The 14998-nt window shown below is 61.0% G+C and carries 16 protein-coding genes; 10 read left to right on the top strand and 6 right to left on the bottom strand.

Annotated features, from left to right (window positions below):
* The first annotated feature begins 101 nt into the window (after window positions 1-101).
* Complete coding sequence (locus D1820_RS07835) at window positions 102-716, top strand: nicotinate-nucleotide adenylyltransferase (protein ID WP_118068442.1); 615 nt, start codon at window positions 102-104, stop codon at window positions 714-716.
* On the opposite strand, the gene D1820_RS07830 is transcribed toward D1820_RS07835, so the two are convergent.
* The gene (locus D1820_RS07830) at window positions 696-1544 is read right to left on the bottom strand and encodes a DMT family transporter (protein WP_254683383.1); all 849 of its coding nucleotides are present in this window, start codon (window positions 1542-1544) and stop codon (window positions 696-698) included. The genes D1820_RS07835 and D1820_RS07830 overlap by 21 nt on opposite strands.
* 100 nt (window positions 1545-1644) lie before the next feature.
* Here D1820_RS07830 and dacB point away from each other — a divergent pair, with 100 nt between their 5' ends.
* A complete protein-coding gene (gene dacB / locus D1820_RS07825) occupies window positions 1645-3129 on the top strand; it encodes a D-alanyl-D-alanine carboxypeptidase/D-alanyl-D-alanine-endopeptidase (protein ID WP_118068441.1) in 1485 nt (494 codons plus the stop codon).
* Window positions 3130-3236: 107 nt separating this feature from the next.
* Here dacB and D1820_RS07820 read toward each other — a convergent pair whose 3' ends face one another.
* Together D1820_RS07820 and D1820_RS07815 are read right to left on the bottom strand one after the other, a co-directional pair.
* Window positions 3237-3758 carry a GNAT family N-acetyltransferase gene (locus tag D1820_RS07820; RefSeq protein WP_118068440.1) on the bottom strand — a complete coding sequence of 174 codons (522 nt, stop codon included), beginning with the start codon at window positions 3756-3758 and terminating at the stop codon, window positions 3237-3239.
* A gap of 36 nt (window positions 3759-3794) precedes the next feature.
* Window positions 3795-4217, bottom strand: a complete 423-nt coding sequence (locus D1820_RS07815; protein WP_014875525.1) for a tellurite resistance TerB family protein — start codon at window positions 4215-4217, stop codon at window positions 3795-3797.
* Between the two features lie 293 nt (window positions 4218-4510).
* Between D1820_RS07815 and D1820_RS07810 the strand changes: the two genes are divergently transcribed.
* The 3 genes from D1820_RS07810 to D1820_RS07800 all read left to right on the top strand — a co-directional run bounded on the left by D1820_RS07810 (window position 4511) and on the right by D1820_RS07800 (window position 9169).
* A complete protein-coding gene (locus D1820_RS07810; protein WP_096789631.1) occupies window positions 4511-6154 on the top strand; it encodes a lysine--tRNA ligase in 1644 nt (547 codons plus the stop codon).
* 145 nt (window positions 6155-6299) lie between these two features.
* Window positions 6300-6713: a DUF4864 domain-containing protein gene (locus tag D1820_RS07805; RefSeq protein ID WP_118068439.1), complete on the top strand. Its 414-nt coding sequence runs from the start codon at window positions 6300-6302 to the stop codon at window positions 6711-6713.
* A gap of 170 nt (window positions 6714-6883) precedes the next feature.
* A complete protein-coding gene (locus D1820_RS07800; RefSeq protein ID WP_118068438.1) occupies window positions 6884-9169 on the top strand; it encodes a glycosyl hydrolase family 28-related protein in 2286 nt (761 codons plus the stop codon).
* Window positions 9170-9197: 28 nt separating this feature from the next.
* Here the strand turns inward: D1820_RS07800 and D1820_RS07795 are convergent, their stop codons facing one another.
* Window positions 9198-9926: a hypothetical protein gene (locus D1820_RS07795; RefSeq protein ID WP_254683382.1), complete on the bottom strand. Its 729-nt coding sequence runs from the start codon at window positions 9924-9926 to the stop codon at window positions 9198-9200.
* Window positions 9927-10060: 134 nt separating this feature from the next.
* Between D1820_RS07795 and D1820_RS07790 the strand changes: the two genes are divergently transcribed.
* The 3 genes from D1820_RS07790 (at window position 10061) to D1820_RS07780 (ending at window position 11264) form a co-directional block, all read left to right on the top strand.
* The gene (locus tag D1820_RS07790) at window positions 10061-10378 is read left to right on the top strand and encodes an antibiotic biosynthesis monooxygenase (protein WP_118068437.1); all 318 of its coding nucleotides are present in this window, start codon (window positions 10061-10063) and stop codon (window positions 10376-10378) included.
* Window positions 10379-10491: 113 nt separating this feature from the next.
* A complete protein-coding gene (locus D1820_RS07785) occupies window positions 10492-10899 on the top strand; it encodes a universal stress protein (RefSeq protein WP_040173479.1) in 408 nt (135 codons plus the stop codon).
* Between the two features lie 107 nt (window positions 10900-11006).
* Window positions 11007-11264: a zf-TFIIB domain-containing protein gene (locus tag D1820_RS07780; protein ID WP_061049878.1), complete on the top strand. Its 258-nt coding sequence runs from the start codon at window positions 11007-11009 to the stop codon at window positions 11262-11264.
* 159 nt (window positions 11265-11423) lie between these two features.
* On the opposite strand, the gene D1820_RS07775 is transcribed toward D1820_RS07780, so the two are convergent.
* Window positions 11424-11609: a PLDc N-terminal domain-containing protein gene (locus D1820_RS07775; protein WP_096872127.1), complete on the bottom strand. Its 186-nt coding sequence runs from the start codon at window positions 11607-11609 to the stop codon at window positions 11424-11426.
* 149 nt (window positions 11610-11758) lie between these two features.
* On the opposite strand from D1820_RS07775, the gene D1820_RS07770 reads away from it, so the two are divergent.
* A complete protein-coding gene (locus D1820_RS07770; protein WP_096872125.1) occupies window positions 11759-12064 on the top strand; it encodes a hypothetical protein in 306 nt (101 codons plus the stop codon).
* A 131-nt stretch (window positions 12065-12195) separates the two neighbouring features.
* On the opposite strand, the gene uvrB is transcribed toward D1820_RS07770, so the two are convergent.
* On the bottom strand, window positions 12196-14397 hold the full coding sequence (gene uvrB, locus D1820_RS07765; protein ID WP_118068436.1) for an excinuclease ABC subunit UvrB: 2202 nt from the start codon (window positions 14395-14397) through the stop codon (window positions 12196-12198).
* A gap of 228 nt (window positions 14398-14625) precedes the next feature.
* On the opposite strand from uvrB, the gene D1820_RS07760 reads away from it, so the two are divergent.
* Window positions 14626-14937: an ETC complex I subunit gene (locus D1820_RS07760; protein ID WP_096869243.1), complete on the top strand. Its 312-nt coding sequence runs from the start codon at window positions 14626-14628 to the stop codon at window positions 14935-14937.
* The last annotated feature ends 61 nt before the right edge of the window (window positions 14938-14998 follow it).

Genomic DNA, 14998 nt, shown 5'->3' with positions numbered 1-14998 from the left:
CGCTTCAGGCAGGCCAGTAGGTGTGAGAAACGCAACCTGTTCTTCGGCAGGCCCACAACACCTGATTGATCTCTCTCCTAACTCTGTGCATCAAGGCGGGTATGATGCATCGCCTGCCCCATATCCCGCCCGGAACCACTGTTGGTCTGTTGGGCGGCTCCTTTGATCCGCCGCATGAGGGGCACCGGGCGATCTCGCTTGCCGCGTTGAAACGGTTCGGGCTGGATCAGCTGGTCTGGCTGGTTTCCCCCGGCAATCCGCTGAAGGCGCATCCGCCAGCCCCCCTAGAGCGGCGGATCGCGGCAGCGCAGGAGCTGATGGATCACCCCCGTGTGCAGATCAGCGGGATCGAGGCCGATATTGGCACGCGCTACACTGCCGAAACCCTGCGCAGCCTGCGCAAACGCCATCCCGGGGTGCGGTTTGTTTGGCTGATGGGGGCGGATAATCTGGCGGATTTTCATCGCTGGAAGGATTGGCAGCAGATCCTTGAGACGGTGCCGGTGGGGGTGCTGGCACGGCCCGGAGACCGGATTTCGGCGCGACTGTCACCGGCGGCGCGGCTTTATGCGCCCTACCGGCTGAAGGGCGGGCAAAGCCGCCTGTTGGCAAAGGCCTGCGCACCGGCCTGGTGTTTTGTGAATGTACCAATGGTCAATGCCAGCTCAAGCGAGATCCGGGCGCGGGGCGATTGGTCAGCGACGCAGCCGCGCTGAGAGAAGCCCGGCTCCGATCACCACCGCAAGCCCAGCCCAGGTCAGCGGGTCGGGCCATTGCGCAAACGCCCACCACCCAAGCGACACCGCTGCGATCAGCTGGAAATAGACCAGCGGCGCCAGACGCGATGCGGGCGCCTGCGCATAGGCAAACAGCAGCAGAAGATTGCCCAGCATCGAAAACCCGGCGCTGCCAAAGGTCAGTGCGGCGGTGCTCAGACTGGGGGCGGGCAGGGAAGCCAGCCCCAGTGGCAGGGTCAGCAATGCGCTGATCGACAGCTGTGTCAGGCTCAGCTGCAACGGCGTGCCCAGATGTGACAGCCAGCGCGAGCTGGTAAGGAAACCACCATAGCAGACGCCTGCGACTGCGGCCCAGATCAGATTGGCCGACCCGCCAAGACCGGGGCGCACAACCAGCAGCACGCCACAGAACCCCACCGCCATCAACAGGCTGCGCGCCAGCGTCACCGGTTCACGCAGCAGCAGCACCGATAGACCATAGCTGACAATCGGCCCGACAAAGAAGGCAGCAAAAACATTCGCCAACGGCTCCGTCTTGAGAGCGATCTGAATGGACAGGATGCCACCGCTCAGCAGGGCGGCCCGCAGCCACAGCCGCCAGTCGCCAAACAGCGGCCACGCCCCGCGACAGGCAAAGGGCAGCACCAATACTGTGCCGATTGCAAACCGTGACCACGCCACAAATCCCGGTGTCGCCAGACCGCCCGATGTGAGCAGTTTCCCGCAAAGGTCCCCGGCAGGGATCATTGACATGGCGACAAACATGATCATCACTGCCCGTACCATCGCGCCAGCGGTAACAGGCATCCACCTCCGGGGAAAGCGGCCAGATCTCCGCGGCCCCGCGACATAAAAACCTGTGGCGCGTTTGCAGAATTGTAGGGGTTTTGAGTAGACTATTGCTAATATGATTTCGCGACGTTTTTTCCTGACCTCCTGCCTTGCCTCTGTGGCGGCGAATACTGCGCTGGCCAATGCGCCTGCGATCTCTCTGCGCCCAGTGGCGCGGGATCCGGCCAGTCTGATCAGCGCGGGTGGCGGGCTGAAGGGGCTGTTGTCCCGGGCGGGCCTCTCGGGGGAGGTCGCCTGCGCGGTGGCAGATGTGAAAACCGGTCTGCGGCTGGAGGCCGAAGGGGCAGGTGCGGGTTTGCCGCCCGCCAGTGTCGCCAAGGCGCTGACCGCGCTTTATGCGCTGGATGCGCTGGGGGCGGACCATCGCTTTACCACGCAGATTGTCGCGACTGGCGGCATCAGCGGCGGTGTGGTGGCGGGCGATCTGGTGCTGGTGGGTGGCGGCGATCCGATGCTGAACACCGACACTCTGGCGCAGCTGGCCAAGGCGCTCAACGCTGCGGGCATCCGCGAGGTGCGCGGCGCCTTCCGCGTCTGGGAGGGCGCGCTGCCACAGATCAAGTCGATTGATCCCGGCCAGCCCGATCACGTGGGATACAGCCCGGCGATTTCAGGGCTGGCGCTCAATTACAACCGGGTCCATTTCGAATGGAAGCGTGCGGGCCAGGGCTGGGCCGTGACCATGGATGCCCGGACCAAGAAATATCGCCCCGAAGTCTCTGTTGCGACGATGAAAATCGCCCAGCGCAGCCTGCCGGTCTATAGCTACTCCGAGGGCAAGGATACCGACCGCTGGACGGTCGCCAGCAAGGCGCTGGGCAAAGGCGGCGCGCGCTGGCTGCCGGTGCGCCATCCGGGCGCTTATGCGGCGGATGTCTTCCGCACCATGGCGCGTGCCAATGGCATCAAACTGCCAGCGCCGAAGATCGCCAGATCGCGCCCCTCGGGGCAGGTGGTGGCCCATCACAACAGCCCGCCGCTGGATCTGATGCTGAAAGCGACGCTGAAATATTCCAACAATCTGATGGCCGAAATGATCGGTCTGGCGGCCACGCAGGCGCGCGGCGGACGGCCCCGCACGCTGAAGGACTCTGCCGGGGCGATGAACCGCTGGGCGCAGGCCACCTATGGTATGGCCAATACCCGGCTGGTGGATCACTCCGGTCTGGGCGAGGCTTCGCGGGTGACCCCCGATGATATGGTCAGCGCGCTGGTGGCCTCCTATCGGGATGGGCGGTTGAAGCCTTTGCTGAAATCCTTCCCCATGCGCGACAGCAAGGGCCGCATTCAGAAGGGCCATCCGATCAAGGTCGCGGCCAAAACCGGTACGCTCAACTTCGTATCTGGTCTTGGCGGGTTCATGACCGCCACCGATGGCACCGTGCTGGCCTTTGCCATTTTCAGTGCCGATCAGAAGGCGCGCTCCCGCATATCACGGGCGGAACGCGAACGCCCGCAGGGGGCAAGATCCTGGAACCGCCGCGCCAAACAGGTGCAGCAAAAATTGATTGAGCGCTGGGGGCGGGTTTACGGCAGCTGATCCGGTGCAAGACCATAGGCGCGGCTTTATCCGCCTGTGTCTAATCCGCCTGTGTGCCTCTATCCCGGCTTGTTCTGGGGCTCGGCCGTGGGCCCCGGCCAACTACGCTAACCGCCCGCCATTGTGTGGACCCAGATCTCTGCCTGCGGCTCATGCGGGGCGCGGGTGCCTTCGGTGACAGCCCCCAGCCGCCTTGCCACTGCCTGCGACCGTAGATTGTCGTGATCAATATAGCTGTAGAGGTGATCCAGCCCCAGATCCTCGGTGGCCCATGTCCTCACGGCCACGGCGGCTTCGGTGGCAAAACCCTGTCCCTCGGCCCCTTCAAACAGATGCCAGGCCAGCTCAATCTCCGGCCAGTTGGAGTGTTTGATCAGACCGACGCGACCGACATGCTCGCCGCTCTCTCGCAATGTGACCGTAAAGAAGCCAAAGCCATGCCACTGCCAGTGGCCAACCCCGGTCAGAAACCCAAACCAGGCCTGATCTGCGGTGATCGTCTCGCCCTGCGCAACCATCGAAGGCGCGCTGGTCATAAAACGGGTAAAGGCGGGCAGATCGCCGCGCTCAGGCCCGCGCAGGACCAAACGCGCAGTTGTCAGCCGGGGGGCGGTGGTGAGCGCTGTCATACCTGCTTGTCCCTGCCTGCCCGTACCTCGGTCACATCAGACCATATGCCGGGCGCGGGCACCGCGTTCGATGGCGGCGGCGTGCAGGCGGTCGATGTTCAGCTCATAACGGATCTCTTCCAAAAGCCGCAGTTCGGACTCCGCCAGGCTGCCATCGGCGGCAGCCACATCGCAGGCCAGCGCATAAGCGGTCTCAAACAGGCGCTCCGGCAGATCCTCACGGATCAGCCCAAACAGCGCGTCCAGCCCGTCTTCCTGCTCAAACAGGTCAAACACCGTCTGCGAGGTGCGATTGACCCGGTCAATATCGTAATCGGCAAACACGGGCAGCATATTCACCGCCGACTGGATCTTCACCAGTTCAGCGGTGCGGATATTCTCATCCGAGGCCGACACCGCCACCATCAGCGCAACAAGGCAATCCTGCGGGGTAAAGGGATGGGCGGTTTGGGTGTTCATTATGAAATCCAGTAAATTGGCATGTGTTCTGCATAGAAGAATAGGCATCGTGTGGACCCCGATCAACGGGACAATGCGTCATCGTGCATATTCCGCCGCAGGGACCGGCATGGAAGGGGTGTCAGGGCTGCTGTTTCTTGACTCATTTCGCCTGCCGCCATAGGTGAGGCCGACCGGGTGCATGGGGTGCCCGGCAGTGGTTTGCCGCCCGTAATATCGCCGCCCATAGCGGCACCACCCGTGGCGGCAGGCAGCCCGACCGGAGCAGTGCCCGGTTGCCGATGGAGAAAACAATGTCTGATCTGCGCGAAGAAGCTCTGAAGAGCAAAGCCTGGCCGTTTGAAGAAGCCCGCCGGGTTCTCAAACGTTATGCCAAGGGCGCGCCGGAGAAGGGCTATGTTCTGTTTGAAACCGGCTATGGCCCCTCCGGCCTGCCGCATATCGGCACCTTCGGCGAGGTCGCCCGCACCACCATGATCAAAACCGCCTTTGAGGTGATTTCCGACATCCCGACGAAGCTGATCTGCTTCTCGGATGATCTCGACGGCATGCGCAAGGTGCCGGGCAATGTCCCCAACCCAGAGAGCCTGCAGGACCATCTGCAAAAGCCGCTGACCAGCGTTCCGGATCCCTTCGGCACGCATGAGAGCTTTGGCCATCACAACAATGCCATGCTGCGCCGCTTCCTGGACACCTTTGGTTTTGAGTATGACTTCTACTCGGCCAAGGAATTCTATGAATCCGGCCAGTTCGACGAGGTGCTGAAGCGCGCGGTCGACAAATACGACGACGTCATGGCGATCATGCTGAAGTCCCTGCGCGAAGAGCGCCGCCAGACCTATTCGATCTTCCTGCCGATCCACCCGGAAACTGGCCGCGTCCTCTATGTGCCGATGAAGAAGGTCTGCGCCGAAACCTACACCGTTACCTTTGACGATGAGGACGGTAAGGAATGGACCCTGCCCGTGACCGGCGGCAATGTGAAACTGCAGTGGAAGCCGGATTTCGGCGCCCGCTGGGCCGCGCTGGGCGTCGATTTTGAGATGTACGGCAAGGACCACTCCACCAACACGCCGATCTACGACGGCATCTGCCGGGTGCTGGGCCACCGCGCGCCGGAGCATTTCACCTATGAGCTGTTTCTGGATGCCAACGGCCAGAAGATCTCCAAAACCTCCGGCAATGGCATCTCGATTGACGAATGGCTGACCTATGCCTCGACCGAGAGCCTCGCGTATTTCATGTACCAGAAGCCCAAAACCGCCAAGCGGATGCATTTCGATGTAATCCCCAAGGCGGTGGACGAATACCACCAGCAGCTGCGCGCCTATCATGGCCAGGACCTGAAGGCACAGCTGAACAATCCGGTCTGGCACATCCACGGCGGTGACGTTCCGCAGTCGGATATGGTGGTGCCGTTCTCGATGCTGCTGAACCTCGCCTCCGCCTCCAGTGCCGAGGACAAGGCGACCATGTGGGGTTTCATCAACAAATACGCGCCAGATGCGACGCCCGAAAGCAACCCGACAATGGATCAGGCCGCAGGCTTTGCGGTGGCCTATTTCAATGATTTCGTGAAACCGGAGAAGACCTACCGCTTGCCCACCGATCAGGAGCGCGCGGCGCTTCAGGATCTGGCAGACGCGCTGAAATCGTCTGAGGCGGCCCTCGCGGCGATCGCCAAGAAGAACGAACTCGCCGGCAACACCGATCCACTGCCCGAGGCGGATTTTGCGGATGAGGAATTCCTGCAATCCGTGGTCTTTGCCATCGGCAAGATCCACGGCTTCGAGCCGCTGCGGGCCTGGTTCTCGGCCATCTACGAGGTGCTGCTGGGCGCGTCCCAAGGCCCGCGGTTTGGCGGGTTCATCGCCCTTTACGGGGTTGAGGACACCATCAAGCTGATTGATCAGGCGCTGGCAGGTGAGCTGGTCTAACCAGCTGGCAGACCACAGAAAAGCATTTGAAAAGGGCGGCCCGACGGGTGCCCTTTTTCCGTTGCGGGGCAGGCTTTGTCAGGTTGGCGTGAATTGACGGGTGCAGGCGGCGGCCTAGCTGATCTCTCATCAAGGGAGATGTTTTATGCGCAAGTTTATGTTGATGAGTGTCTGCGTCGCCATGATGGCGCTGCCTGTTTCCGCCTCTGCCGAGGGGCGCGATACGGCCATTGCCGGGGTGATCAGCGATCAGATGGCGGCCTTCCTGCGCGGCGATGCAGAGGCTGCCTTTGCCCGTGCGTCCCCGATGATCCAGGGACTGTTTGGCAGCTCTGAGCGGTTTGCGACCATGGTGCAGTCCGGCTACCCTATGGTCTGGCAACCGGATGAGGTGCGCTATCTGGATCTGCGCAATGTCGCGGGCGGCCTGTGGCAGCGGGTCATGATCACCGACCCCGAGGGGCGCGTGCATCTCCTTTATTATCAGATGGTTGAGACTGCGACGGGCTGGAAAATCAACGCTGTCCAGCTGCTGACTGCGGACGCCCCGACGGCCTGACCCGCCCTCTCGCTGACCAATGGACCGCCCCCTTCTACAACGGGGGTGGTGCATACCCTGCGAACGCCCCTCTGACAGCGCGTTAAATCCGGCCCGGTATAACCCTTTCCCTGATTGAACCGGGCTGCGGCCTGCGATGCCGGAAACGGCGGTTTTGGAAAGGGTGACTGATGAATATAGCGATCACTGACGGCGTAGAGCTGATGCCCCCGGCCTTTGCTGAGGGGCTGAACAACTGGTCCAGCGGCAATGGCACACCGGGATCGGACACCTATCAGGGGGCGGCCAATGCGGCCTTTGTCGCGGCGGACCCCGATTTCGGCGGCTGTCTGGAGCTGCAGAAAACCACCTCGGTGCAGAAGCTGCGCAATATGACCCGCACCATGCTGACGCTGGGCTGCTATCTGCAGATCACCGCAAAGGTGAAGGCGATCAGCGGCGCCCTTCCCACAGTGCGCATCGCGGCCTGGGCCGGGCAGTCCGGCGGCGGCCATCTGGGCGGCGTGGTGGAAACCGGGCCGGGCACCAGCCTCTCCACCTACGGCGAGGTGGTTGAGGTCACAGCCATCGTCGGCACCGGCAGTCGCAATGGTGTCGATATGCCCTGGGGCCGCGCCGCACGCTTTGCCCATGTGGGGCTGGATCTGATCGGGGCAAACGGCGGCGTGGTGCGGATTGAGGATATCGAGGTACGCGATGTCACCGGCGTGTTCCTGCGCGATATGATCAGCCTTGTGGATGTGACGGATTATGGTGCCATTGGCGATGGCAGCACCGACAATACTGCCGCCTTTGAGGCCGCAGATGCCGCCGCCGCAGGCCGCCGTGTACTGGTTCCCGCGGGGGAGTTCTTCCTCGCCAGCACGGTTTCCATGAACCATGAGGTCCGGTTTGAGGGCACCGTCCGCATGCCCAACAACCGGATGCTGCTGCTCACCCGCAACTTTGATTTCCCCAGCTATGCTGCCGCCTTCGGGGATGAGGAACTGGGGTTCAAGAAGGCGTTTCAGGCGCTTTTGAACAACGCCGACCATGAATCGCTCGATCTCTGCGGGCGCAAGGTGACCCTGCGCGGGCCGGTCGACATGCAGGCGGCAGTGCCCAACAAAACCAGCTATGCCACCCGCCGGGTGATCCGAAATGGCCAGCTGGAGGCTGCCGCCAATGCCGCCTGGGACACCGACACGGTGACTGCACAGGCGACTTACAGCACCAGCGACGCGCGCAAGCTGACCAATGTCGCCAATATCGCCAATATCCCCGTCGGCGCCTTGGTCGAAGGCAGCGGTGTCGGGCGCGAGATCTATGTCCGGGCCAAAAACGTGGGCGCGCGGGAACTGACCCTGACCGCGCCGCTTTATGATGCGGTCGGCACCCAGCAGTTCACCTTTCGAGACTTCAAATACATGCTGGATTTCAGCGGTTTCAGCGCGCTCAGCAAATTCGGCATGACCGAGGTGGAAATCCAATGCGCGGGCCGTTGTAGCGGGATCCGTCTTGCGCCTGCGGGCACGGTGTTCAGCCTGGATCACTGTTTCATCTCGCGTCCTCTCAATCGTGGTATCACCTCCATCGGGTCGGGCTGTCAGGGCATTCTGGTGGACAATTGCCAGTTCCTCTCCGATGAGGAGCCGCTGAATGTCTCCGCGCGCCAGTCCATTGCGCTGAATGTGAATGCCAATGACGCCAAGCTGCGCAACAACCGTGCGACCAAGTTCCGCCATTTCGCCCTCCTGGGCGGGCAGAACCAGACCGTGACCGGCAACCACTTCTTTCAGGGCGATACCGTCGCCGATGGCAGTCGCACCGCCGGGCTGATCCTGACCAGCACCAATTGCGCCTCCACCGTGTCGGACAATTACATCGACAACTGCTTTGTGGAATGGACCAATGAACGCGATGCGCGGCCGGATTTCAGCAGCGGCTTTTCCTTCAGCGCGCTGTCAATCACTGACAATGTATTCCTCTCCGGTGATGTGGCCCGGTGGTTCAGCTACATCGTGGTCAAACCCTATGGCAGCGGCCATTTCCTCAATGGGATGACGGTGTCGGGGAATAAATTCCGCTCCATCAATGGGTCCATCGACCGGGCAGAGCGGGTCGACACCAGTTTTGCGGATCTCGATTTCAGTCGCTCCAAGAGCATCTTTTACGAGGGCAACACCTATCACAATGTCTCAGCCGCCGTGGCCAATCCGCTGCGGATTGAACATGTGCAGGGCAGTACGGCCAAGACCTGGACGGTCGATACCGATGATATGCTGCCGTTCCGCGGGCAGGCGCGGGGGGTCGACAGCGTCATCGCGATTGGCCCGGTGGAGGTCAGCGGCGGTGCTGATCGCCACGCCATGCCGCACACCAAACTGCGGGTTGGCAGCCGTCGCGATCAGGTGCAGCTGATCTGGCCCGAGGCGGTGCGCGGCACTGTGCAGGTGACCGTCCGGGTGGACAAGTAACCCTCGCCTTGAGATGCGCGGACGGGGGTCAGAACCGGTGCCAGATCGCCAGTTTGATCCCCAGCGACCTTGTCTCGGTCCGCTTGTGTTGTAGGCCAATCACCAGCTCTGGCGCGTCCTTGCCGAAGCGACGCGCCAGTGGCACTCGCAGACTGGGGGTGACCGCAACGGAGAGTGACGTTCCAGCCGTTTTGCTGGTTTCCACCTGCAACAGCGGCGCCAATTTGCCGGGGCGGTTCAGCCCGAAAGTGGCATCCAGTTTCCAGGTCTGCTCCAGCCCCTTGCTGCGCCATTCATGGCCCAGATCCAATGCCACCCATCCCGAAAGCGGCCGGTCGCGCCACCGGGTGTCAAACCCACGGCCATACGACAACGTCAGCCGCTGCATCGGCGCCCAGACCGCGCTGCTCTGGTTCAGCCCCAGCGCCAGTTCCACCGCCGTATTGGCACGCCCCAGCCGGGGCAGGGGATGGCGCACGAACAGCAGCGCATGGGCAGAGCTGCCCCGGCTCAGGTTCAGATCCACCCCCACGGTCCAGCGCGGATGCAGCCCGTATTCACCGTAATAGCCAACCTCAGCCGGGATGCGCTGTCCTGCGTCCAGCCCCTTTATCGCGGCCAGATCCCGCCGCAGGGTCAGGCTGGTTGCGCTGAACCCCTGTCCCTTTTGCTGTAACCACGCCCCGGCAAAGACCGGCGCCGAAGGCATCAGACAGGTCAGGATCAGTGCCAGAAGACGGGCGAAGTGATGAGACATGAAAACATCTTAAAGTTGTTCGCACTTTTGACCACTCTTTTTATGGAACAGCAGGCTGGCCGCCCGGTGTGGCAAAAACCTCTGCCGGATTTTCCCAAACCGGCGTAGGCTGGACCCGGACAACGGAGGAAGCCATGCCGACGATCGCGACCAATACCGAAACCCAAACCGTCATCACCACATTCGAGATGACACCGGGCACCTGCCAGGATCTTCTGGACGCCCTGACTGCGGCCTATGCCGAGTTTATTTCCCATCAGCCGGGGTTCATTTCCGCCGGGTTGCATGTGAATGACGCTCAGACGCGGATTGCCAATTATTCCCAGTGGCGCCGGCGCGAGGATTTTATGGCCATGTTGCGCAGTGCCGAGATGCGCAACCGCAATCGCAAGATCAATGAGCTTTGTCGCAGCTTTGAACCGGTGATGTATGAGGTCGCGGCAACCTTTTGATCTGTGGCGCGTTTCCCATCTGTGGGCGGCTGATCTTGATCAAGGCAGGCGCTTCAGGCCTGCCCCACGATACGCCTGTCCCATGATGCGGTCACAGACAGAGGAAAGCGCAGATGTACAGCCATATTCTTGTCCCGATTTCATTCGACCCGGATCGCGATGTCAGCGGCCCGCTGAAACTCGCGGGGCTGCTGGCCACGCCGGAGGCGAAGATCACGCTGTTGCATGTGGTCGAACAGGTGCCGGCCTATGCGATTTCCTACATGCCGGTTGATTACCTCGATGCGGCGCGCAAGGCGTTGCAGGCAGAGTTGGACGGGCTGGCCAAAACCCTGCCGAATGCCAGCGGCCTGCTGATCGACGGCCATTCCGGCCGCGCCATCCTCGATTGGGCCGAAGACAATTCTCCCGATCTGATCATCATCGCGTCACACCGTCCCGGAATGCAGGATCTGTTGCTCGGCTCAACCGCCACCCAGGTGGTGCGCCACGCGTCCTGCGCGGTACATGTCGTACGCTGAGGCTTGCGTTGTTTTGACGCCGGGCGCGCAATAATGCGCCGCAAGACTTGTCGTGTGGCAAAAGCGACCCCACTTGCAATGCAATCATGTTTTGTGAGGAGAAAACGATGCAATGTCCAATTGATGGCACACAGCTGGTCATGACCGACCGGGCCGGAGTGGAAATCGATTACTGTCCGCAATGCCGGGGTGTCTGGCTGGATCGCGGTGAATTGGACAAGATCATTGAGCGATCCGCGCCGCAGCAATCCGCGCCGCCGCGTGACAGCCATCGCCCCGAAAAACGCGATTCAGATCGGCATTATTCCGAAAAACGCTACAAGAAAAAACGCGGTGGGTTTCTCGAAGATCTTTTTGATTTTTAAGAATGACATGCCCGGGCGTCAAGGTTGGCTGACCTAAAACGGTGCAGCAAAACCGACATCCGGGCCTCACTCTGCTGCGCCCCTGATCGTGCAGGCCACAAAAAAAACGCCCCGATACCATGATCTGGTATCGGGGCGTTTTTTCTTCATAACATACTGTTAGATATGTGCTTTACTGCCACGGGGACCAGCGATCAGCCATGCGATCAAGCCGATGACAGGCAGGATCAGAATGACGAGGGTCCAGACCACCTTGGCCGCGGTCGAGGCGCCTGAGGTCAGAACCTGATAAATCGCATAGAGATCGGCAATTAGAATGATCAGACCAAGAAGACTGTAACCCATTTTCTCTCTCCAATGATTGTGTTCTGCCATCCCAACCAATCAAAGGCTCAAAATGTTCCGATAAAAATATTGGGAACCATTTCAACGGATATCTCGTTTCCTCTCCGAACCATCATTGAGATGTATCGCAATCGGAAAGGAACCACGTTATGAAAACCGCTACTGGAATTGTTCTGGGTGTTATTGCCGTCATCGCCGTTGCGATTGGCATCTACATGGTAGACGTCGATCAGACAGAAGAAGCCAGCCTGCCCGACGTTGATGTCAGCGTCGAGGGTGGCAACCTGCCAAAATTCGATGCTGAGGTTGGATCCGTCTCCATCACCGAAGAAACCGCAACGGTGAAGGTTCCGGACGTCGATGTGACCATGGAAGAAGCTGAAATTTCGGTTCCCGGCCTGAAGGTGACCCCGCCGGAAGACGCCGCTGACGAAGTTGCCGCCGAATCCAACTAAGAGACGCAGCTGCCTGATCCGGCACAGTTTGCCCCCCGCCATCGCGGGGGGCTTTTTTCGTGTCCGGATTGTCGGGGAGCGGGCGCTGTTGCCTCCGCTATCTTCTCGTGAACCAGTTAGCCCCGCTGAGCCTACGACGAGAACTTTTTCTGCGACTTGCCCCGATAGGCCCGTGTCCCGGCCTTGCCCGCAGTGGAACGCCCGCGTGATTTCACCGCCGCATCTGATGCGGCCTCAATCGCGGATTGCCGCGCCAGCGGATCGTCAGAGACCGCCAGATCCACCGCTTCCAGCCGCTTGACCTCGTCGCGCAGCCGCGCAGCTTCCTCGAACTCCAGGTTCTCGGCGGCCTTGCGCATCTGCTCGCGCAGCCCGGCCAGATGGGCCTCCAGATTGGCACCATGCATCGGTTTGTCGATGGTTGCGGTGACGCGGTTCATATCCACATCGCCCTCATAGAGACCCGCCAGCACATCCTCGACGTTTTTCTTGACGGTCGCGGGGGTGATGCCGTGTTCCTCGTTATAGGCGATCTGTTTCTCGCGGCGGCGGTTGGTCTCGCCAAGGGCGCGTTCCATCGAACCAGTGATGCGGTCAGCATACATGATAACCCGGCCTTCAGCATTCCGGGCCGCGCGACCGATGGTCTGGACCAGCGAGGTTTCGGAGCGCAGGAAGCCCTCCTTGTCGGCATCCAGAATGGCAACCAGCCCGCATTCGGGGATATCCAGCCCCTCACGCAACAGGTTGATGCCGATCAGCACGTCAAAGGCGCCTAGCCGCAGATCGCGCAGGATTTCGATCCGCTCCAGCGTGTCGATGTCGCTGTGCATGTAGCGGACCTTGATCCCCTGTTCGTGCATATATTCGGTCAGATCCTCGGCCATGCGTTTGGTGAGGGTGGTCACCAGCGTGCGGAACCCATCTGCGGTGACGCGGCGCACCTCGTCCAGCAGATCGTCGACCTGCATATCCACCGGGCGGATTTCGACCTGCGGATCCAACAGGCCGGTTGGGCGGATCACCTGTTCGGCAAAGACGCCACCCGATTGCTCAATCTCCCAGGCCGCCGGCGTTGCCGAGACAAAGACCGATTGCGGGCGCATCGCGTCCCATTCCTCAAACTTCAGCGGACGGTTATCCATGCAGGACGGCAGGCGGAAACCATGTTCGGCCAATGTGAATTTACGCCGGTGGTCACCTTTGTACATGCCGCCGATCTGCGGCACGGAAACATGGGATTCATCCGCAAAAACAATGGCATTGTCCGGGATGAATTCAAACAGGGTAGGGGGCGGCTCCCCCGGAGCGCGCCCCGTCAGATAGCGCGAGTAATTCTCGATTCCGTTGCAATGGCCGGTGGCCTCCAGCATTTCAATGTCGAAATTGGTGCGCTGCTCCAGCCGCTGCGCTTCCAGCAGTTTGCCCTCACCCACCAGCTGATCCAGCCGCATCTTCAGCTCTTCCTTGATCGAAATGACCGCCTGTTTCAGCGTCGGCTTCGGGGTCACATAGTGGGAATTCGCATAGACGCGGATCTGATCGAAGGAGCCGGTTTTCTCGCCGGTGAGCGGGTCGAATTCGGTGATGCCCTCCAGCTCCTCACCAAAGAAGGACAGCCGCCAGGCGCGATCCTCAAGGTGGGCGGGGAAAATCTCCAGCGAATCGCCACGTACCCGGAAGCTGCCGCGCTGAAACGCCTGATCGTTGCGTTTGTATTGCTGCGCGACCAGATCGGCCATCACCTGCCGCTGGTCATAGTCATCGCCGACCTTCAAATCCTGCGTCATCGCCGAATAGGTCTCGACCGAGCCGATACCGTAGATGCAGCTCACAGACGCGATGATGATCACATCATCCCGCTCCAACAGCGACCGGGTGGCGGAGTGGCGCATCCGGTCGATCTGTTCGTTGATTTGGCTTTCCTTCTCGATATAGGTGTCGGAGCGCGCGACATAGGCTTCAGGCTGGTAATAGTCGTAGAAGGAGACAAAGTATTCGACGGAGTTCTCCGGGAAGAAGCCTTTGAATTCGCCGTATAATTGCGCCGCCAGCGTCTTGTTCGGTGCCAGAATGATGGCCGGGCGCTGGGTCTCCTCGATCACCTTCGCCATGGTGAAGGTCTTGCCCGTTCCGGTCGCCCCCAGCAGCACCTGATTGCGCTCGCCGTCCAGCACGCCTGCTGACAGCTCCTGGATTGCGGTGGGCTGGTCGCCCGCCGGATCAAACTCCGTATGCATCACAAATTCCCGCCCACCTTCCAGCTTGGGGCGGTGCTGCGGCGCGCGGTCAGCCATCATCGGCATGGATTTGTCGGAATGGGCGTATGGCATTGTGGCTCTCTCCTGCTAGGGGCAGAGATTGGTCTGTTTTTGTTCTTATTCAAGGGGGATTTTGCCTGCGTGCGTGGATGAAGGCCCCGCTTTGCGCTCAAACCTGTCGTGAAGGTCCTGAGATCCCCGGTTTTCCACCCAAACCTGCGCAATCTGCGGCATTTGCCACCTTGCCCGCCCGCAGGGTTCAGCGCATATAGGGGGCAGAGATTGACGAGGAGATATCCCATGCGAGCGCGGATTTATCGGCCAGCCAAGAACGCCATGACCTCCGGTATGGCCAAAACCCGCAAATGGGTTCTGGATTTCGTGCCGACCAGTGCGCGGGAAGTGGACCCGCTGATGGGTTGGACCTCCTCTCAGGATACCCAGAGCCAGGTGCGCCTGCGCTTCGACACCAAAGAGGCCGCGCTGGAATACGCCGAGGCCAACGGCATCGACGCCGTGGTGACAGAGCCAAAGAGCCGCAAGGCCAATGTCCGCGCTGGCGGCTACGGCGAAAACTTCGCCACCAACCGCCGCGCCCCCTGGACACATTAAGGTTTCTAAATCTTCCACGAGTTCCCACCGTTTCGGCACGAGTTCTCACCAAGATCTACAT

The sequence above is a fragment of the Phaeobacter sp. LSS9 genome, from assembly GCF_003443595.1.
In the GTDB taxonomy this organism is placed as follows: Bacteria; Pseudomonadota; Alphaproteobacteria; order Rhodobacterales; family Rhodobacteraceae; genus Phaeobacter; species Phaeobacter piscinae.
Note: the sequence above shows the minus strand (reverse complement) of the source record. Positions and strands in the feature narration are given on the sequence as shown.